This window comes from Bacteroides sp. MSK.20.82, assembly GCF_019052485.1.
Classification (GTDB): Bacteria; Bacteroidota; Bacteroidia; order Bacteroidales; family Bacteroidaceae; genus Bacteroides; species Bacteroides thetaiotaomicron.
In genome coordinates, this window is record NZ_JAHQUN010000030.1 from 26054 (window position 1) to 48757 (window position 22704).

At 43.4% G+C, this 22704-nt stretch carries 12 protein-coding genes; all 12 read left to right on the plus strand.

The features are described from left to right. Positions 1 to 75: 75 nt before the first annotated feature. The 12 genes from KTR07_RS19520 (at position 76) to KTR07_RS19575 (ending at position 22667) form a co-directional block, all read left to right on the plus strand. Positions 76 to 3507, plus strand: a complete 3432-nt coding sequence (locus KTR07_RS19520; protein ID WP_048699137.1) for a TonB-dependent receptor — start codon at positions 76 to 78, stop codon at positions 3505 to 3507. 12 nt (positions 3508 to 3519) lie between these two features. After that, a complete protein-coding gene (locus tag KTR07_RS19525) occupies positions 3520 to 5448 on the plus strand; it encodes a RagB/SusD family nutrient uptake outer membrane protein (protein ID WP_008767174.1) in 1929 nt (642 codons plus the stop codon). A gap of 28 nt (positions 5449 to 5476) precedes the next feature. Continuing rightward, positions 5477 to 6763, plus strand: a complete 1287-nt coding sequence (locus tag KTR07_RS19530) for a glycoside hydrolase family 76 protein (protein WP_008767173.1) — start codon at positions 5477 to 5479, stop codon at positions 6761 to 6763. Positions 6764 to 6788: 25 nt separating this feature from the next. Next, positions 6789 to 7949: a DUF4972 domain-containing protein gene (locus tag KTR07_RS19535; protein WP_008767172.1), complete on the plus strand. Its 1161-nt coding sequence runs from the start codon at positions 6789 to 6791 to the stop codon at positions 7947 to 7949. 14 nt (positions 7950 to 7963) lie between these two features. Further along, positions 7964 to 9439: a DUF4972 domain-containing protein gene (locus KTR07_RS19540; protein WP_008767171.1), complete on the plus strand. Its 1476-nt coding sequence runs from the start codon at positions 7964 to 7966 to the stop codon at positions 9437 to 9439. A 221-nt stretch (positions 9440 to 9660) separates the two neighbouring features. Next, positions 9661 to 10923: a glycoside hydrolase family 76 protein gene (locus KTR07_RS19545; protein ID WP_008767170.1), complete on the plus strand. Its 1263-nt coding sequence runs from the start codon at positions 9661 to 9663 to the stop codon at positions 10921 to 10923. A gap of 56 nt (positions 10924 to 10979) precedes the next feature. After that, entirely contained in the window at positions 10980 to 13145 is a 2166-nt protein-coding gene (locus KTR07_RS19550) for a hypothetical protein (protein ID WP_011108861.1), read from the plus strand. Positions 13146 to 13174: 29 nt separating this feature from the next. Continuing rightward, entirely contained in the window at positions 13175 to 15652 is a 2478-nt protein-coding gene (locus KTR07_RS19555) for a glutaminase domain-containing protein (protein ID WP_011108862.1), read from the plus strand. Between the two features lie 12 nt (positions 15653 to 15664). Next, entirely contained in the window at positions 15665 to 17956 is a 2292-nt protein-coding gene (locus KTR07_RS19560; protein ID WP_008762490.1) for a GH92 family glycosyl hydrolase, read from the plus strand. A 48-nt stretch (positions 17957 to 18004) separates the two neighbouring features. After that, the gene (locus KTR07_RS19565; protein ID WP_224200668.1) at positions 18005 to 19423 is read left to right on the plus strand and encodes a glycoside hydrolase family 125 protein; all 1419 of its coding nucleotides are present in this window, start codon (positions 18005 to 18007) and stop codon (positions 19421 to 19423) included. Positions 19424 to 19432: 9 nt separating this feature from the next. Continuing rightward, positions 19433 to 20566: an aldose epimerase family protein gene (locus tag KTR07_RS19570; protein WP_117981113.1), complete on the plus strand. Its 1134-nt coding sequence runs from the start codon at positions 19433 to 19435 to the stop codon at positions 20564 to 20566. A gap of 85 nt (positions 20567 to 20651) precedes the next feature. Further along, positions 20652 to 22667 (plus strand): glycoside hydrolase domain-containing protein, encoded by a 2016-nt coding sequence (locus KTR07_RS19575; protein ID WP_048697949.1) that lies wholly within the window; start codon positions 20652 to 20654, stop codon positions 22665 to 22667. The last annotated feature ends 37 nt before the right edge of the window (positions 22668 to 22704 follow it).

The following is a 22704-nucleotide window of genomic DNA, read 5'->3' on the forward strand; positions in this document are numbered from 1 at the left end:
CCAGATGGGGCTCATATGCCTGTAAGTATTAAGTTATAAAATAATAATATTATGAGAAATTTGGACATTGTTAATATGAAAAATTCAATTAAGGGAAGAAAGAGCAAAATACTCAAGCTATTTCTTTGCTTCTTACTTTTGGGAGTAAGTTATTCTTTCGCTAATAACAATAATTATTCCCAGCTCAAAACTCTCTCGGTGAACGTGAACAATAAGACGTTGAGAGAAGTCTTTCAAACAATAGAGAAAACCAGCCAGTTTGTCTTTTTCTATTTGGATGATGCAATAAATCTGGATCGTAAGGTATCCATTGATAGCAAAGACAAGAAGATAGACGAAATCCTTACTGAACTCTTTGAAGGTACGTCCTGTACTTATAGAATCTCTGACAGACAAGTTTTTATCTCAGGAAAGTCAGCTGCCGTTTCTGCCGCGCAACAACAGAATGCTCGAAAAATCACAGGTCGTGTAACGGACACCAAAGGAGAGCCACTTATTGGTGTGAATGTTACTGTGGATGGAGATACCAATGGTTCAATAACCAATATGGATGGGTTATTTGAATTGCGTGTCAGCAAGAAGAATGCTGTTCTTAAGTTTACTTATATCGGATTTAAACCTTCGGAGGTAAGAATAAACTCATCTACAAATATCTATGATGTTGTACTGGAAGAACAGGTAAACGAACTGGAAGAAACTGTGATTGTCGGTTACGGTACACAACGTAAAATCAGTAATATCGGTGCACAATCCAGTATGAAGCTGGAAGATATAAAAACTCCTTCGGCTAGTTTGACTACCACCTTGGCCGGTCGTCTGGCTGGTGTAGTTGCTGTACAACGTACAGGTGAGCCTGGAAAAGATGCAGCAGATATCTGGATTCGTGGTATTGCTACTCCCAATACGGCTACTCCCTTGATTTTGGTGGACGGAGTAGAACGTGCATTCAACGATATTGATCCTGAAGATATCGAATCATTGACTACTTTGAAAGATGCATCAGCAACTGCTGTTTATGGTGTACGTGGTGCGAATGGTGTAATCATAATCAAAACAAAGCCGGGTAAAATAGGTAAACCGACAATTAGTGCTGATTATTATGAATCATTTACCCGTTTCACTAAAATGGTGGATTTGACAGATGGTGTCTCTTATATGAAGGCGGCTAATGAAGCGTTAAGAAATGATGGACTGGCAACTAAATTTACAGATTCACAAATCCAGAATACAATCTTAGGTAAAGACCAGTATCTGTATCCGAATGTGGACTGGCTGAATGAGATATTTAATGATTGGGGACACAATCGTCGTGTTAACGTGAATGTACGTGGTGGTAGTGAGAAAGTTTCATACTACGCTTCGGTCAGCTACTTCAATGAGACTGGTATGACAGTGACAGATAAGAGCATCAATACCTTTGATTCAAAGATGAAGTATAGCCGCTATAACTTTACTACCAATCTGAGTATCGATGTGACTCCGACAACTAAAGTGGAAATTGGTGCTCAGGGTTATCTGGGTGAAGGTAATTATCCGGCCATATCTTCCAAAGACTTGTATAATGCTGCTATGTCCATTTCTCCGGTAGAATATCCGAAAATGTTCTTTATTAACGGTGAGGCATATATTCCGGGGCGTTCCACCAATAACAACTTCAACAACCCTTATTCACAAGCTACACGTCGTGGATATGATAATCTGACCAAGAATCAGATTTATTCTAATTTACGCATTACGCAAGACCTGGATATGCTTACTAAGGGATTGAAATTGACAGCTATGTACGCATTCGATGTATATAATGAAATACATGTTCATCAGGATCGTGCAGAGTCTACTTATTATTTCTTGGATACGAATGTTCCTTATGACTTGGACGGACAGCCGATTCTGCAAAGAATCTATACGGGCACCAATGTCTTGAGTTATAAGCAGGAAACGAGTGGTAATAAGAAAACATATCTGGAAGCTTCTTTAAATTACGACCGCGCATTTGGCGATCATCGTGTAAGCGGATTATTCCTCTTTAATCAGCAACAGAAACTTCTTTATCCCAAAGGAACACTGGAAGATGCCATCCCTTATCGTATGATGGGTATTGCCGGACGTGCTACTTATTCATGGAAAGACCGCTATTTTGCAGAGTTCAATATTGGTTATAATGGTGCGGAGAACTTCTCTCCTAAAAATCGTTATGGTACTTTCCCTGCGTATGGTGTTGGTTGGGTGATTTCAAATGAAAAGTTTTGGGAACCGCTGTCAAAGGTCGTATCATTCCTGAAGATCCGCTATACGGACGGTAAAGTCGGTAATAGTGATGTTTCCGACCGTCGTTTCATGTATTTGAATCAGATGAAAGAAAATGGAGACTATGGTTATAAACTGGGACCTAACGGGACGAAATATTCAGGATATGAAACATTGAATATGGCTGTGGACTTGATTTGGGAAGAAGCACGCAAACAAGACTTAGGTATTGACTTGAAACTGTTTAATGATGATCTTTCAATAATCTTCGATATCTTCAAAGAGCGCCGTGAAAATATCTTGTTAAAACGTGAAAACTCTATTCCGTCATTCTTAGGATATAATACATCTGCTCCTTATGGAAATATTGGTATTGTTGAAAATAAAGGTTTCGATGCTACAGTAGAATACAATAAAAGATTTAATAAAGACTGGACGCTTGCTATTCGCGGTAATATTACCTATAATAAGGATAAATGGATTGAAGGTGAATTACCGGAACAACGCTATGATTGGATGAATCAATATGGACAGAATATTCTAGGAAAAAAAGGATATATCGCAGAAGGTTTGTTTACACAGGCTGAAATTGATGATATGGCACGTTGGGAGTCTTTGTCCCAGGCAAATAAAGCTACTACTCCGAAGCCGTTTGCTTCTCAGTTTGGTACGGTAAAAGCGGGTGATATCAAGTATAAAGACCTTAATAATGATGGTCAGATTGACGCTTATGATAAAACTTATATCTGCCGTGGTGATGTACCTACTATGGTATACGGTTTTGGCTTCACGCTGGGTTGGAAGAACCTTTCATTAGGTATGATGTTTCAGGGTACTCATGATGCAGAACGTATAATGAGCGGTAGCAGTATTCAACCGTTTAACGGCGGTGGCGGTTCCGGTAATCTGTATAGCAATATTGATGACCGCTGGACTGAAGATAACCCGAATCAGAATGCTTTTTACCCGCGTTTGTCCTATGGAGCTGAAACTTCCAGTAATATTAACAATTTCCAGCCGAGTACATGGTGGGTTCGTGATTTTAGTTTCCTGCGCTTAAAAACAATGCAGATCTCCTATAACTTACCGAAAGACTGGGTGAATAAAGTACGTTTGAAAAATGCGGCAGTCTATGTGATGGGAACAAACTTGTTTACTCTTAGCAAATTCAAATTATGGGATCCGGAGTTGAATACAGATAACGGTGCTTCTTATCCGAATACAACCTCTTATTCTGTAGGCGTTAATTTCACATTCTAAAAACCAATAACAATGAAAAAATATAACTATATACTATTGGGTATGTTATCACTCTTTTTTGTGACAACACTTACTTCCTGTTCAGATTATTTTGATCAAGTGCCCGATGACCGATTATCTTTGGAAGAAATTTTTAAGACCAGAGATGGAGCATTGAAATATCTTTCGAATGTTTATACCTTCTTGCCGGATGAGTTTAATCAGCGCCAGGTACATGAAACCAGCTTGTATCGTACACCGGGACCATGGACCGGAGCGAGTGATGAAACCGAATGGACTTCATCAGGCAATAAAGCCAAACTGATCAATAATAACTCTATTGATGCAACCGAAAACACAATGGTATTGTATCGTTGGAAAAGCTGGTATTCGGGTATTCATGAATCTGCTGTATTTACCAAATATGTAGATCAGGCTCCGCTTACGGCATCGGAAAGAGCACAATGGAAAGCTGAAGCTAAAGCTCTGCGTGCTATTTATTACTTCTATCTGGTTCGTACATATGGTCCTGTGCCTGTTTTGGAAGACGATTATGCTTTGGATACTCCCAGTAATGAATTGCAATTGTCTCGTAGCACTGTAGACAGATGTTTTGATTTTATTGTGTCCGAATTGAAAGAAGCACAGAATGCTGGTCTGCTGGAAGATGCTTCGTCAGATAAAACAACAGGTGTGGGACGTATAGACAAGGCTATAGCCCAGGCATTTATAATTGAAGCATTGACTTATCGTGCCAGCTGGTTGTTTAATGGAGAGTGCACTTATTATGCCGATATGGCAAATCCGGATGGGACGAGATTATTCCCCAGTCAACCGGATGCAGCCACTATCAAGGCTGACTGGCAGAAGGTAGTTACTGAATGTCAAAAATTCTTCGCTGATTATGGCAATCGTTTCCAATTGATGTATACAGATAAATCAGGAAAATCGGTAGCAGGCCCTGATGCTGAGGGATTCAATCCTTATGAGTCTTATCGCCGTGCTATCAGAACGTTATTCTCAGAAATGGGTAATAACAAAGAAATGATTTTTTATCGTATGGATAATGCGGCAGGTACTATGCAGTATGATCGTATGCCCAATAAGTCAGGTAATACAAATGATTACAGAGGTGGCAGCTTGTTGGGAGCTACACAAGAGATGGTTGATGCCTATTTTATGGCCAATGGTATGTCACCTGTTACAGGCTATGCAGCTGATGGTGTCACTCCGATTATCAATGAGGCTTCGGGCTATAAAGAGGACGGCACTTCTTCATCAGACTATAAATCGGCAGATGGTACTCTTTATGCACCGGCTGGAACACGCAATATGTATGTTAACCGCGAACCGCGTTTCTATGCTGATATCACTTTCAGTAATTCTAAATGGTTCTCAGGTACAGAAGGCGATTATACAGTTGACTTCACTTATAGTGGAAACTGTGGTAAGGCTCAGGGTAACAATGACTTTACCAGTACAGGCTATCTGGTACGTAAGAATATGGATTCGGGTGACCGTAATCAAAACTTGGTTTGTGTGTTGCTCCGCTTGACGAATATTTACTTTGATTATATCGAAGCATTAGCATATGTAGATCCAAGTCATGCAGATATTTGGAAATACATGAATCTGATCCGTGAACGTGCAGGTATTCCGGGATATGGTACTGCCAGTTTGCCGAAAGCAACCACTACCAGTGAAATCATGAAACTGATCCAGAAAGAGAAGCGCATTGAGTTAAGCTTTGAGAACTGTCGCTATTTTGATGTGCGTCGTTGGGGACTGACGAATGAGTTCTTTAACAAACCAGTGCATGGTATGAACGTGAACTATGATGGAAATGAGTTCTACAAACGTACAGAAATCACTTCCCGTAATTTTGATCGTCAATACTTCTTTCCGATTCCGCAGAGTGAAATTGATATTGATAAAAATCTGGTTCAAAATGAAGGCTTTTAATTAATTGATTAATAAATCGCAATATATGATGAAACAATATATATTTTCTGCATTATGCTTAGTCTCAGGTGCGTTTTGTTTGTCGTCTTGTAATGATGATAAAGAAGCTAGACCTTATACTCCGGATTACGAGATTGTGCCTGAATATACAAACGCAGATACATGGAAAGCTTATGAGGCATTTAATGAACATCTGTTAGATCAGAATAAGTTTATATATAAAAGTAGCACTGCTGACAAGGCAGCTGTAGACCGTTGGAATGGTGCTGCCGCAATTTGGTGTCAGCCGACTTACTGGGATATGGCAATGAATGCTTATAAGCGTGCAAAGGCTGAGGGTGATACTCAGAAAGAACAAAAATTTAAACAGCTTTGTGATGATCTGTTTGCCGGCAATAAAGCTCATTATGCGAATTTTGATTTTGATGATAATAACGAGAATACCGGCTGGTTTATTTATGATGACATTATGTGGTGGACAGTTACATTGGCACGTGCCTATGAGCTATTCGGAGTTGAGGAATATCTGAGCCTTTCTGAAGAAAGCTTTGGCCGTGTATGGTATGGCTCAGAGAAGGTAGGTGATACCGGCTCTTATGCAGACCCTGAAAAAGGACTGGGAGGTGGTATGTTCTGGCAATGGCAACCTATCAAGAATCCGAATCCTAACGAAGCTGACCACGGTAAGATGGCCTGTATCAACTTTCCGACTGTGGTGGCAGCTCTGACATTATACAACAACGTACCGACCGGAAGGACAGAATCGACAGACTCCCATCCGAGCTATCAAACGAAGGAACAGTATCTGGCTAAAGGTAAAGAAATTTATGCCTGGGCAGTGGAGAACCTCGTTGATGTTACTACCGGACAGGTAGCGGACAGCAGACATGGTAATGGTAATCCTGCATGGAAAGATCATGTATACAATCAGGCTTCATATATTGGCGCTTCGGTGCTGCTTTATAAAGCGACTGGTGAAAAACAGTATCTGGATAATGCAGTAATGGCTGCGGATTATACGATGAATACGATTTCGGGAACATTCGACCTCTTGCCTTTTGAGACAGGTGCTGAGCAAGGTATTTATACTGCGGTCTTTGCGCAATATATCGCAATGCTGGTATATGATTGTGATCAGACGCAATATATACCTTTTGTGAAACGCAACATTAATTACGGCTGGGCTAACAGAGACAAAACGCGTGATATATGCGGAGGCGACTATACCAAGCTACAGGTAGAAGGTGATGCTGTTGAAAGTTATTCGGCCTCGGGTATCCCTGCTCTGATGTTATTGTTTCCAACCGATAAATAAGTATAACCTATAAATGAAAAGAATAATGAATACAAAATATTCTATTAAGAAAGTATGGTACTATCTGCTTTGTATGATAATGACTCTTCAGCTAATAGCTTGTACGGAAGAGACTCACGAGTCATATACTGCAGCACCGGAGGTCGAAGATATCTATATTGACCAGCTGGAAGAACTGATTAATAAGATGAAGGATTTGCAGAAGAACTCGGAATATGGAGAAAAGAAAGGGCAATATCCTACAGAGAGTCGTGCCATCCTGACAGATGCTATCGATGATGCCAATCGTTCAGTTCTGTTGATCAAATATCAGAATCCTGTTCCGTCGGAGCAGGAAAAGCAGCGTTACGTTGCCAGTGCAAAATCTGCAATTGATAAGTTTAAGGGTACTATTCGTACGGAAGATGCTGAAACAACACCTGCAGAACTGTTTGTTGATGGTAAAGGCGGCAATTCATATATTGATTTCGGACGTAGTGAAGAATATGTTAAGTTTGGAGAACAAGGTCATCAATCATTTACCGTAGAGTTGTGGGTAAAGGTTACGGAGCGCGGCAGATGGGATAATTGCCTGTTCCTGTGCTCATACATGTCAGACAGCAGCTGGCGTAATGGCTGGATGATGTACTGGCGTAAAGATGATAATGGTGTTTACCGTACTACTTGGGGTGGATTGAATACGACCAATGGTGACAGGGATCTTTGGGAACCGAAATTCCAGATTTCTGATGATTTGAATAAATGGCAGCATTTTGTAGCAGTATATAGCGATGAAGGTTTGGACGGCAATTCTACATTACGTGCAAAATTATACTTAAATGGTGAGTTGAAGAAAGAAGAAACAGTTTCTCCTACAACGAGAGTTTATCAGTCAGGACATTATTCAGATTACTCAAAACCGATGACTGCATTTGGTCGTTACATGAGAGTGAGCGATGATTTGTATGAAGAAGGATTCTCCGGATATATGAAGAAAATCCGTATCTGGAAAACGGCAAAAGGGGCAGATTATGTAAAGCAGTCTTATGAAGGAACAGCAGAAGTAACCGGAAAAGAAACGGATTTGGCAGCCGGATGGGACTTTACATCTAAACCATCGGGAACAGATAACGAGATTATTGACTTGACTGGTCGTCATACAGCGAAAATTATAGGTACCTATAAGTGGGAACGTATTCTGGAATAATAAAGAGAGAAATAATGAAAGACATGAAACAATTAATTAATAAATGGGGAGAGAGTATGCTCCTTTCCCTTCTGATGGCGCTTTGCCTCACATGGACTTTTACAGCTTGTTCGGATGATAAAGATAATGAATATATATCTGATACGCAACTTAGCATATTAGAGGACAATCGGACTTCTTTGTCATATTTGTTGAAAAACTCTACCTTTGGAACAGCGCCGGGAACTTTTCCGGAAGCCAGCAAGGAGATACTGAATAATGCAATAGCGGAACTGGACCAGTTGATTACCAAGGTAAAGGGCGGTGAGATGTTTGATGAGGCGACCTTTGAGGCTACAATAGCTAAGGTAAATCAGGCAATAGATGAGTTCAAAAACTCTAAATACTATAACCTTTCTCCGGAAGCCCAGAAGTTCATTAGTGATCTGATGGCAAAAGCAGATGAGTTAAGAGAAATGATAGCTAATGAAGCATTGTGGGGAAATCATCAGGGACAATATCCGGTAGAAGGTAAGGCTACACTGGAAAGTGCAGCGGAAGATTTGGAGAGTTTGGCAGACAGAATCAAAACCAGTGCCATCACAGATATGACGCAGGAGATATATGATGATGCCATTGCGGCTGCTGATAAGAAACTGCAAGAAGTGGAAAATTCTGCATGGCCGGAAGATAATCTTGTCTGGAATTTATTTGTGGATGGTAATAAGGGTGGTTACATCGACTTTGGATATAGCGAGGATTTTGTGAAATTTGGTGATGATAATAATCAGAATTTTACGATTGAGCTTTGGATAAATATCAAAGAATTCTGTTCTAAGTCAGGGGAAGACAATAGTACCTTCCTTGCTGCATTTGTTAATTCTCCCCGAAGCGGCTGGCGTGTTCAGTATCGTAAAGTGAATGGTGGCAATGAACACTGGCTGAGAGGTTCTATGGCACATTGGCAGAATGAAGGTCCAAAAGATCCGGAATGGTGGGAGCCGAGAGCCATCGTAAACAATCCCAAAGATAAATGGACACACTTTGCTTTTGCTGTAGCGGATAATGGTGTTCCGGGATTTGATCCACCTCAGGAACATACTAAATCCTGTGTATTTGTGAATGGTTCGCAATCCGGCGAGGTGATTCGTGTAGGTGAGGCTTGGAGAACTTATATTAACAATGGTTGTATTGAAGAGAAAATGCCTATGACTGCCTTCTGCCGTTTGAATACAGATAAAACGACTCGTGAAGAATACTTCTCCGGTTATATCAAATATATGCGTATATGGAAAGGTATCAGAAGTCGCGATGATCTTCGCTTATCTGCTATGGGGCAGGTTGACGTAGATCCGAATGATCCGAATCTGGTTGCAGCCTGGGACTTTGAAGTCTTGGGAGCACAACCTACCGGAACGACAATCACTGATATTACAGGACGTCATGTCGCTACTCTAAAAGGTCCGGAAGGAACATATCAATGGGTGGAAAGTACGACTATCGCACAGTGATTAATGCAGATTTTTCAATAGTGTATTAAATTATATCAGTGCTTCCCTTTGCTTTGCATAATGCAGGGCAAGGGGATTTTTTTAAGTCATTATCTGCGTTTGCAAATAGCAAAAGGGTGTTTTGGTCTGTATTTGTTCTTTATTGAATAGAGATTATCGTTCTTTTTCGTCTATTTCTGCAATCTTTGTAACAGGAAAAATATTAAAACTTATCAACTATCATGAAAAGCAAAATTCTTTTGGCGGTAGCTTTACTGCTGGCGATATCAACTACTAGTGTATGGGCGGCTGATAGCTCAGAAAAAACGAACCAGAAGACAGGGTCTTACACCAATGAAGACGTGTGGGCGGCATACGAAGGATTTAATAATACGCTGCTCGACCCGGATAAATATATCTATAAAACGACTTCGGCCTATGAACAGGCGGTAGACCGTGGTCATGGCGCAGCTGCTATCTGGTGTCAGCCTATTTACTGGGATATGTCAATGAACGCCTATAAACTGGCGAAGGCTCAGAAAGATAAAAAGAAAAGAGCCTATTACAAAGAGCTCTGCGAAAAGATATTCGCTGGAAATAAAGCCCAATATTGTCACTTTGATTTCGATAATAATAATGAAAATACCGGATGGTTTATCTATGATGATATCATGTGGTGGACGATCTCTTTGGCACGTGCATACGAACTGTTTGGTGTGGATGAATATCTGAAACTGTCTGAAGAGAGCTTCAGCCGTGTATGGTACGGTTCTAAAAAAGTAGGCGATACAGGATCATATGACAAAGAGAACGGAGGGATGTTCTGGCAATGGCAGCCGATCCATAATCCCAAGCCGAACAGACCGGGGGACGGAAAGATGGCTTGTATCAATTTCCCTACCGTGGTAGCAGCACTTACACTGTACAATAATGTTCCGAAGAAGAGAAAAGAATCAACCGAAGAATCACCCAAGTATCAGACAAGAGAACAGTATTTGGCTAAAGGCAAAGAGATTTATGAATGGGGAGTAGAAAACCTGTTGGACAAGAAGACGGGCCGGATAGCTGATAGTCGTCATGGCAACGGTAATCCTGCCTGGAAAGCGCATGTATATAATCAAGCTACCTTTATCGGTGCTTCCGTATTGCTTTACAAAGCGACTAAAGAAAAACGCTACCTGGATAATGCAATCCTTGCAGCAGACTATACAGTCAATGAAATGTCTGCGAAGCATAACCTGCTGCCCTTTGAAAGAGGAATCGAGCAAGGTATCTATACGGCTATTTTTGCAGAATACATAGCTATGCTGGTATACGATTGCGGACAAACACAATATATCCCGTTCCTGAAACGTAATATCGAGTCCGGTTGGGCAAACAGGGATAAGACACGTAATGTATGTGGCGGAGAATATGAGAAAGCATTACCGGCCGGTGCTGAGATAGACAGCTACTCGGCTTCCGGTATACCGGCATTGATGCTTCTGTTTCCGGCAGAAAAATAATCCGAAGAGAAACGGGGCAACGACCAGATATAAAAATGAAAATACACCTGAATATCATGAACAATAAACATTTACTGATTGCTCTCGGCTTGCTTCTTGCCTGCAATCATGCTACTTATGCGCAAAAAGGAAAAAGCAAAGAAGCAAAGACCACGTTTCAGACTTCTGAACCCTGGAAACCCGAAACAGACGTACGTGCTGATGCCACGATGGTATATGGTACACTGGATAAGCCCGGAGTAACTTTTGAACAACGCATTCAGTCATGGAGAGACAAAGGTTATCTGACGGAATTTATGACCGGAGTTGCCTGGGGAGACTACAAGGACTACTTTCTGGGGAAATGGGATGGAGTAGACGGGCATCTGAAAGAAGGACAGCGCGACCGTAATGGAAATGAAATAGCTCATGGTCATCTGATCCCTTATATCGTACCTACCGAAAGTTTTATCCGCTATATGCAGGAAACACAGATCAAACGGGTGATTGACGCCGGGATAACATCCATATATCTGGAAGAACCGGAGTTTTGGATGCGTGGCGGATATAGCGAAGCTTTTAAATCCGAATGGCAGAAATATTATAATTTCCCCTGGAGAGCTCAGCACGAATCTCCCGAAAACACATACCTTTCCAACAAACTGAAATATCATCTGTACTATAATGCGCTGGATAAGATATTCACTTATGCCAAAGAATACGGAAAATCGAAAGGACTGGATATCAAATGTTATGTGCCGACGCATTCTTTGATTAATTATACTTCCTGGCAGATTGTAAGTCCGGAAGCCAGCCTGGCTTCATTGGATTGTGTAGACGGCTACATTGCCCAGGTATGGACAGGGACTGCCCGCGAACCGAATTTCTATAACGGCGTGCAGAAAGAACGTGTATTCGAGAATGCGTTTCTGGAATACGGGTGTATGAAGTCGATGACTGCACCGCTGAACCGGAAAATGTATTTCCTGACAGACCCGATCGAAGACCGTGCGAAAGACTGGCTGGACTATAAAATCAATTATCAGGCCACTTTTGCAGCACAGTTGATGTATCCTATGGTAGATACCTACGAAGTAATGCCCTGGCCGGACCGTATCTATCAGGGACTGTACCGGATAGCGGGAACGGATCAGAAAGAACGCATTCCCCGCTCTTATTCCACCCAGATGCAGACAATGGTTAATACACTGAATGATATCCGTACTTCCGATAAAAAGATTACAGGTACACAGGGCATCGGTGTACTGATGGCAAACTCACTGATGTTTCAACGTTTTCCGAATCATAACGGTTACGATGATCCGCAATTTTCCAGTTTCTACGGACAAACTTTGCCTCTGTTGAAGCGTGGTATTCCGGTAGAGCTGGTACACATGGAAAATACCCCTTTCAAAGAAACTTTCAAAGGACTCCACATACTTGTCATGTCTTATTCAAACATGAAACCGATGAAACTGGAATATCACAACTATTTGGCTGATTGGGTGAAGAAGGGCGGAATACTTATCTATTGTGGAGAAGATATCGACCCTTATCAAACGGTACTGGAATGGTGGAATACAGATGGAAATGAATATAAAGCGCCTTCGGAACACCTGTTCGAGAAGATGAATCTATCCCGTAATCCGGGTGAAGGAACTTACCGCTATGGTAAAGGAACGGTGATTGTGATGCGTGAAGACCCCAAACATTTTGTTTTGAAAGCCGGAAACGATCAGAAATATTTTGAAACGATCGCATCCGCTTATCAGAAAAAGATTGGCAAAGAGATAGAAACCAAGAACAGCTTCATTGTAGAACGTGGTCCATATACCATTGCTGCTGTCATGGACGAAAGCGTTTCCAAAGAGCCACTGACGTTATCCGGATTATATATCGACCTGTTTGACAAAGACCTGCCGGTACTGACTTCCAAACAAATCCAACCGGGTGAACAGGGGTATCTTTATGATCTGAATAAAGTATCCGGTAAAATAAAAGCCAAAGTGCTCTGCGGAGCTTCTCGTATCTATGATGAGAAAGTCAGCAAACAAAGTTACTCTTTTGTAGCCAAAAGCCCGATAAATACAACTAATGTATCAAGAGTCCTCTTGCCTCGTAAACCAGAGAAAATACGTGTGAATGGAAAAGAGGAACAACCGGAATGGGATGAATCATCAAAAACTCTTCTGTTGAGTTTCGAGAACGATCCTGCCGGTGTGAATGTGTCAATAGAATGGTAAATAGATTAAATAAAACAGGTAATTAAATTATGAAACAACAACTGATGACGCTGTTGCTGGGAGCAGCCTCTGTATTTTGTAGCTGTGAGACCCAGCTGGAACAGCATGTGAAGAGCGAGTTGCGTGCTCCGGCTTATCCGCTGGTGAGCATAGACCCGTATACCAGTGCATGGTCTTTCACGGACAACTTATACGACGGTTCGGTCAAACATTGGAGCGGTAAAGATTTCCCTTTAATCGGTGTAGCTAAAGTCGACGGACAGACTTACCGCTTTATGGGAACGGAGGAACTGGAGTTGAGACCTCTGGTGAAAACTTCGGAACAAGGTAACTGGACAGGAAAATATACAATTCAGCAACCTGCCGACGGATGGCAAAATGTCGGCTTCAATGATGCTGCCTGGAAAGAAGGTGAAGGTGCCTTCGGAACCATGGAGAACGAACATGTAGCCAAGACCCAGTGGGGTGAAGAATTTATCTGGGTACGCCGTGTTGCTGATATTCAGGAAGACCTGACAGGTAAGAATGTATATCTGGAATATTCTCATGATGATGATGTGATTATCTATATCAACGGAATAAAGGTTGTAGACACAGGAAACGCTTGTAAGAAGCACGTACAGGTGAAGTTATCGGAAGAAGTGGTAGCGTCCCTGAAACAGGGAGAAAACCTGATTGCCGCTTATTGTCACAACCGTGGAGCGAATGGCTTGCTGGATTTTGGTTTGCTGGTAGAATTGGATAATAACCGTTACTTCAATCAGACTGCACAGCAGACTTCTGCCGATGTTCAACCTATGCAGACTTATTATAACTTCACTTGTGGTCCGGTAGACTTGAATTTGACATTTACCGCGCCCCTGTTTATGGACAATCTGGACTTGATGGCACGCCCTGTCAACTATATTTCTTATGAAGTCATTTCTAACGACGGACAGGCGCACCAAGTTGAACTCTATTTTGAAGCTGCTCCTCAATGGGCACTCGATCTGCCTCATCAGGAATCCGTAGCCGACAGCTTTACTGACGGTGATCTGTTGTTCCTGCGTACCGGCAGCCGTAATCAGGACATCCTGAAAAAGAAAGGTGACGATGTACGTATTGACTGGGGACACTTCTACCTGGCTGCTGAAAAAGAGAACAGCACCTATGCTATCGGTGACGGAAAGAAACTTCGCCAAAGCTTTACAGAGAACAAACTGGAAGCTCCTACCACCAATGGTTATGACAAACTAGCTTTAGTACGCTCACTGGGTGAAACAAAGAAAGCGAACGGACACCTGCTGATCGGTTACGATGATATTTACTCTATCCAGTACTTTGGTGAAAACCTCCGTCCTTACTGGAATCGTACAGGCAGTGAAACAATCGTATCACAATTCCAGAAAGCAGAACAGGAATATAAGACTCAAATGAAAAATTGTGCAGCTTTCGATAAGAAACTGATGGCGGAGGCTGAAGCGGCCGGCGGACGCAAGTATGCCGAACTTTGCGCTCTGGCTTATCGTCAGGCATTAGCTGCCCATAAACTGGTACAAGCTCCGAATGGTGACCTGGTATTCCTTTCCAAAGAGAATTTCAGTAATGGTTCCATCGGAACAGTCGATCTGACTTATCCGGGAGCTCCGTTGCTTCTGCTTTACAATCCGGAACTGGTCAAAGCTACCATGAACCATATCTTCTATTATAGTGAAAGCGGAAAATGGACCAAACCGTTTGCTGCTCACGACGTAGGTACATATCCGCTGGCTAACGGCCAGACTTACGGAGGCGATATGCCAATCGAAGAATCTGGCAATATGGTAGTCCTTGCTGCAGCGATTGCTGCTGTAGAAGGAAATGCCGACTACGCACAAAAGCATTGGGAAACTCTGACAACCTGGACGGATTATCTGGTAGAGTATGGTCTTGATCCGGAGAACCAACTTTGTACGGATGACTTTGCCGGACACTTTGCGCACAATGCCAATCTTTCTATCAAGGCTATCATGGGTATTGCTTCTTACGGCTACATGGCAGATATGCTGGGCAAAAAAGACATTGCTGAAAAGTACACGAAGAAGGCGAAAGAAATGGCTGCCGAATGGGTGAAGATGGCGGATGACGGCGACCACTACCGTCTGACATTCGATAAACCGGGAACCTGGAGCCAGAAGTATAATCTGGTGTGGGACAAATTGCTGAAACTACAGATTTTCCCGGAAAAAGTTGCTGAGACAGAAATTGCTTATTATCTTACGAAGCAAAATAAATACGGCCTTCCGCTGGATAACCGTGAAACTTATACCAAGACTGACTGGATCATGTGGACAGCTACCATGGCACAGGACAAAGCTACTTTCGAGAAGTTTATTGAACCGGTATATCTGTTTATGGATGAAACGACTACCCGCGTTCCGATGTCCGACTGGGTATTTACGGACAATCCGATTCAGAGAGGTTTCCAGGCGCGTTCCGTAGTTGGCGGCTATTTTATAAAGATGCTTGAAGAAAAACTAACTAAATAAAACAAGAACACCATGAAAAAACTCGCTCTATTAGCTTTTACTTTATTTAGTGCGTGGAATATGGATGCTAAAACGATTACCGGACCAGTGGACTATGTTAGTCCGCTGGTAGGTACTCAGTCCAAGCACGCCTTATCTACCGGAAACACTTATCCCGCTATCGCCCTTCCCTGGGGAATGAACTTTTGGGTTCCCCAGACCGGAAAAATGGGGGATGGCTGGGCATATACCTATGATGCCGATAAAATCAGAGGTTTTAAACAAACCCACCAGCCCAGCCCCTGGATCAATGATTACGGTCAGTTCTCCATCATGCCGATTACCGGTAAAGCCGTTTTCGATCAGGATCAGCGTGCCAGCTGGTTCTCGCATAAAGCAGAAACGGCTACTCCTTACTATTACAAAGTATACCTTGCCGACCATGATGTAGTAACCGAGATTGCTCCGACAGAAAGAGCGGCAGCATTCCGCTTCACTTTCCCTGAGAACGATCACTCTTATGTAGTTGTAGATGCTTTCGACAACGGTTCGTTTGTGAAAGTCATCCCTTCGGAAAACAAGATTATCGGTTATACGACCAAGAACAGCGGCGGTGTTCCTGCAAACTTCAAGAATTACTTCGTACTGGAGTTTGACAAGCCTTTTACTTATACGGCAGCTGTTGCCAATGGTAACATCGATACCAATAAACTGGAAGCCAACGATAAGCATGCCGGCGCATTGATCGGCTTTAAAACCCGTAAAGGCGAACAGGTAAATGTACGTGTAGCTTCTTCTTTCATCAGCCCCGAACAGGCGGAACTGAACTTGAAAGAGTTGGGCAAAGATAACATAGACCAGATTGCGGCAAAAGGCCGTAAGGTATGGAACGACGTTTTGGGACGCATCGAAGTGGAAGATGATGATATCGACCATTTGCGTACTTTCTACTCCTGCCTGTATCGTTCGGTACTTTTCCCCAGAAGCTTCTACGAAATAGACGCGAAAGGAGATATCGTTCACTACAGTCCTTATAATGGTGAAGTACTTCCCGGCTATATGTTTACCGATACCGGTTTTTGGGATACGTTCCGTTGTCTTTTCCCTTTCCTGAACCTGATGTATCCGTCTATGAACATGAAGATGCAGGAAGGATTGGTAAATACCTACAAAGAAAGCGGCTTCCTGCCGGAATGGGCAAGCCCGGGACACAGAGGCTGTATGGTTGGCAACAATTCGGCTTCAGTAGTTGCCGATGCTTACCTGAAAGGTCTGAAAGGATATGATATCGAAACCCTTTGGGAAGCTGTAAAGCACGGAGCTAATGCGGTACATCCGCAGGTTTCTTCTACCGGACGTCTGGGCTATGACTACTACAATAAGCTCGGTTATGTTCCTTACAACGTAGGCATCAATGAAAATGCAGCCCGCACACTGGAGTATGCTTATAATGACTGGTGTATCTATCAGCTGGGTAAGGCCTTGAACAAGCCTAAAAAGGAAATTGAGATCTTTGCAAAGAGAGCCATGAACTATAAGAATCTGTATGATCCCGAACATAAACTGATGCGCGGCAAGAATGAGGATGGCAAATTCCAGTCTCCGTTCAACCCGTTGAAGTGGGGAGACGCTTTCACCGAAGGAAACAGCTGGCATTATACCTGGTCCGTATTCCATGATCCTCAGGGATTGATCGACCTGATGGGCGGAAAAGACGGCTTCAACCAGATGATGGACTCTGTATTTATCCTGCCTCCTGTCTTTGACGACAGCTATTATGGCGGTGTCATCCACGAAATCCGTGAGATGCAGATTATGAATATGGGTAACTATGCACACGGTAACCAGCCTATCCAGCATATGCTGTATATGTACAACTACTCCGGTCAGCCGTGGAAAGCGCAGCACTGGATTCGTGAAGTGATGGATAAGCTTTATACTCCTGCTCCCGACGGTTATTGTGGTGATGAGGACAACGGCCAGACTTCTGCGTGGTATGTGTTCTCTGCTATGGGCTTCTATCCGGTATGTCCGGGTACGGATGAGTATATTCTCGGTACTCCTTACTTCAAACAGATGAAGCTGCATCTTGAAAATGGAAAGACAGTAACCATCTCCGCTCCAAATAACGGAGACGACAAACGTTATATCTCTTCCATGACCTTGAACGGCAAAGACCATACAAAGAACTACGTGACTCACGAGGACCTTATGAACGGTGCTTCCATCACTTTCAAGATGGATTCCAAACCCAATGAGCAGCGTGGTACCAAAGAAACCGATTTCCCTTATTCTTTCTCCAACGAATTTAAAAAGAAAAAGTAATTTATGAAGAAGCAAGTAAAATATATCAGTGCGGGTATGCTGGCAGGCATGCTCCTTTGTGGCGGTCAGATGCAGGCTGCAAATACGATGTCCGGAATGCATGTATGTGTGACGGACGCTATTCAGAAAGACAATCGTCCGGAAGTTTCCAAACGTCTTTTCCGTTCGAATGCGGTAGAAAAGGAAATCATCCGTGTGCAGAAACTTCTGAAAAACGAGAAACTGGCATGGATGTTCGCAAACTGTTTCCCCAATACCATCGATACTACCGTACACTTCCGCAAAGGCGCGGATGGCAAACCGGATACATTCGTTTATACGGGCGACATTCACGCAATGTGGCTTCGTGACTCGGGTGCGCAGGTATGGCCGTATGTGCAGTTGGCAAACTCCGATCCCGAACTGAAAGAGATGCTGGCAGGTGTTATCCTCCGCCAGTTCAAATGTATCAATATCGATCCGTATGCAAACGCATTTAATGACGGTGCCGTTGAAGACAATCACTGGATGAGTGACCTGACCGATATGAAGCCGGAACTGCACGAGCGTAAATGGGAAATCGATTCACTTTGCTACCCGCTGCGTCTGGCTTATCACTACTGGAAAACAACCGGAGATGCCAGCATCTTCTCAGAAGAATGGATTCAGGCTATCACCAATGTGCTGAAAACATTCAAGGAACAACAGCGCAAAGACGGAGTTGGCCCGTATAAATTCCAGCGTAAGACAGAACGTGCATTGGATACATTGAATAATGACGGACTCGGAGCACCAGTGAAACCGGTTGGTCTGATCGTCTCCTGCTTCCGTCCTTCGGATGATGCGACGACTCTTCAATATCTGGTACCTTCCAATTTCTTTGCCGTATCTTCATTGCGCAAAGCAGCCGAAATACTTGATAAGGTAAATAAGAAGACTGCTTTGGCTAAGGAATGCAAAGACCTGGCAAAGGAAGTAGAGACAGCATTGAAGAAATATGCGGTATACAACCACCCGAAATATGGTAAAATCTATGCTTTTGAGGTAGACGGCTTCGGAAATCACTTCCTGATGGATGATGCCAATGTACCGAGCCTGCTTGCCATGCCTTATCTGGGTGATGTAGATGTAAACGATCCTATCTATCAGAATACCCGTAAATTCGTGTGGAGCGAAGACAATCCTTACTTCTTCAAAGGCAAGGCAGGCGAAGGTATCGGCGGACCGCATATCGGTTATGATATGGTGTGGCCGATGAGTATCATGATGAAAGCCTTCACCAGCAAGGATGATGCGGAAATCAAAACCTGTATCAAAATGCTGATGGATACCGATGCCGGAACAGGCTTTATGCATGAATCTTTCCACAAAGACGATCCGAAGAACTTCACCCGTGCCTGGTTTGCCTGGCAGAATACGCTTTTCGGAGAACTGATTCTTAAGTTGGTTAACGAAGGCAAAGTAGATTTATTGAATAGTATCAATTAATAGAATACCATGAAAAAGTTATGTGTATGGGCAGTTGCCGCCCTCTTAATGGCAGCTTGTACACCGAAAGCCGAGAAAATAACGGATTCCGGTTTATTGCAAAGTAACTTCCAGATGGAAGTGGATGGAAAGAAAACAGATTTGTATACCTTGCGCAACAAGAACAACATGGAAGTTTGTGTAACGAACTTCGGTGGTCGTATCGTTTCAGTGATGGTACCCGACAAGGACGGACAGATGCGTGATGTAGTGCTCGGCTTCGATTCGATTCAGGATTATGTCAGCAAGCCTTCGGACTTCGGAGCAAGCATCGGCCGTTATGCTAACCGTATCAACCAAGGTCGATTTACTTTGGACGGTACTGAGTATCAGTTGCCTCAGAATAATTACGGTCACTGCCTGCATGGCGGTCCGCAAGGATTCCAGTACCGTGTGTTTGATGCCGTTCAGCCGAATCCGCAAGAACTGGAATTGACTTACACGGCAGAAGATGGCGAAGAAGGTTTCCCGGGAAATATCACTTGTAAAGTGTTGATGAAGCTGACAGACGATAATGCGATCGATATCCGTTACGAAGCGGAAACCGACAAGCCGACCATTGTGAATATGACTAACCACTCTTACTTCAATCTTGACGGAGACGCAGCCCGTAATGAGGCGCATCTGCTGACAATTGATGCTGACTATTATACTCCGGTAGACAGTACCTTCATGACTACAGGCGAGATCGCTCCGGTTGAAGGAACTCCGATGGACTTCCGCACTCCGACTCCGGTAGGCGCACGTATCAATGACTACGATTTCGTACAGTTGAAGAATGGTAACGGTTACGATCATAACTGGGTATTGAATACTAAGGGCGACATTACCCGTAAGTGTGCTACTCTCGAATCACCGCTGACTGGTATCGTACTCGATGTATATACTAACGAACCGGGTATTCAGGTATATGCAGGAAACTTCCTGGATGGTTCGTTGACCGGAAAGAAAGGTATCACTTACAACCAGCGTGCTTCCGTATGTCTCGAAACTCAGAAGTATCCCGATACTCCGAACAAACCGGAATGGCCTTCGGCAGTACTTCGTCCGGGCGAGAAATATATGAGTCAGTGTATCTTTAAGTTCTCTGTAAACAAGAATTAAAGATAAGTATATTATATCATTAGTTTATCCTATCCTGTCATTCAGAGCGTAGCGAAGAGTGACAGGATGATACTATTTTAGAAGCATGAAAAACAACCGAAGCAGATGGTATGCCCTTCTTTTAGTCGTGTTATCTATCATGACACCGTCAGTTGCACAAAATACAAAGTATGTCAACTTGTTTATCGGTACTTCCGGTGATAACGGACAGGTAGCTCCGGGCGCTGCCGCTCCTTTCGGAATGGTTTGTGTGTGTCCGGATAATGATCCGCGTAGCCATGCCGGTTATGATTATGCAGTGACGAAAGTCTCCGGTATCTCTGTCAACCGCCTCTCCGGAGTGGGATGTAGTGGCGGAGGAGGAAACCTGCGCATTCGTCCGGTAGCTCCTTCACAGGAATTGCATATTAAAAAGTCCCGCGAGAAAGCAACTCCCGGATATTACTCGACAGCTTTTACCAATGGTATCAAAACTGAATTGACAGCGACCAACGCTATGGCGGTGGAACGCTATAAATTTCCCCGAAGCCTTTCCGCTGCCCTTTGGATAGACTTCGCCTCTACGTTTGAAGACGTAGCTACCTGCCATTACAAACGTATATCGGAAACTTGCATCGAAGGCTATGTACAGGCAAAGAACGTCTGCGGACATGGATGCTACAAACTCTATTTCTCCTTAAATACCAGCCAGCCTTTCCAGTTGGAAGAACAGAAAGAGACGACTGCCTGCCTTACCTTTGGCAAAAAGGTACGTTCGGTGGAAGTCCGTATCGGACTGTCTGCGTTAAGTTCCGAACTGGCGAGCTGGGAATGTGCCCGTTGGGAAAAGATGGACTTCGAAGATGTGAAATCCCGGACCGCTGATCAGTGGGAAAAACAATTGTCAGCTATCGACGTCAAAGGAGGCAAGAAAGATGACAGGGTCATTTTCTATACTTCCCTGTATCGTACTTACCTGAGTCCGGCGGATGTCAGTTCTCCGGACGGAGCTTATCTGGGTACGGATGGAAAAGTGTATATCTCAGAAGACTTCCGATATTACAGTAACTGGTCGTTATGGGATACCTTCCGCACTAAATTTCCTTTGTTGGTACTGACCGAACCTGCGAAGATGCGGGATATGGCGACTTCCCTGATTCATCTGTATGCAACGGGAAAGAAAGACTGGTCCACCGGATTCGAGTCTACCCCGACAGTACGTACGGAACATGCCGTAATTCTTTTGTTGGACGCTTACCGGAAAGGAATTACCAACCTTGATTTCCGTAAAGGATACGCTGGTATGAAGCAGGAAATGGAGCGGTTGCCCATGCGTTCGCCCGACCAGAAGATGGAATCGGCATATGACTTGTGGGCAATGGCAAAGATTGCGGAAATCATCGGTGAAAAGGCGGATTCCGAACAATACCGGCAACGTTCGGTCTCTCTTTTTGAAGAAACATGGAAGAAGGAATTTATGAATGTGACTCCCGCTTTTGAAGTGATGAAGAACAACGGACTCTATCAGGGAACCCGTTGGCAATACCGATGGGCGGCTCCACAATACATTGATAAAATGATAGAATGGGTAGGGCAGGACTCTCTTCGTTTGCAACTTACCTATTTCTTCGACCATCACCTTTATAATCAGGGAAACGAACCGGATATCCATGTTCCTTACCTGTTCAACCGACTTGGGGCACCGGAGAAAACCCAGCAGATAGTACGCAGTCTGATGACCGAACCGATGATCCATAAATATGGAGGCAACTCGGAATTTAAGACTCCTTATCTGGGTAAGGCATTCAAGAATGCCCCCGAAGGGTATAGTCCCGAAATGGACGAAGACGACGGTACGATGAGTGCCTGGTACGTGTTCGGGGCAATGGGTTTCTATCCTCTGCTTGTGGGAGATGAATACTATGATCTGACCTCTCCGCTTTTCGACAGGGTACTGTTGCGGTTGACGAATGGAAACGTACTTACTATTCAGACAGAAGGACGGAAAAAGAAAGACGCACCGATCAAAAGTATCCATTTCAACGGGAAAAAGATTGCTGACTACCGTATATCTCACAATGAACTGATAAAAGGCGGAGAATTGATTTATAATTATAAATAAACCGAATTAAAACAAGGCTGACTAAAAAGTCGGTAGT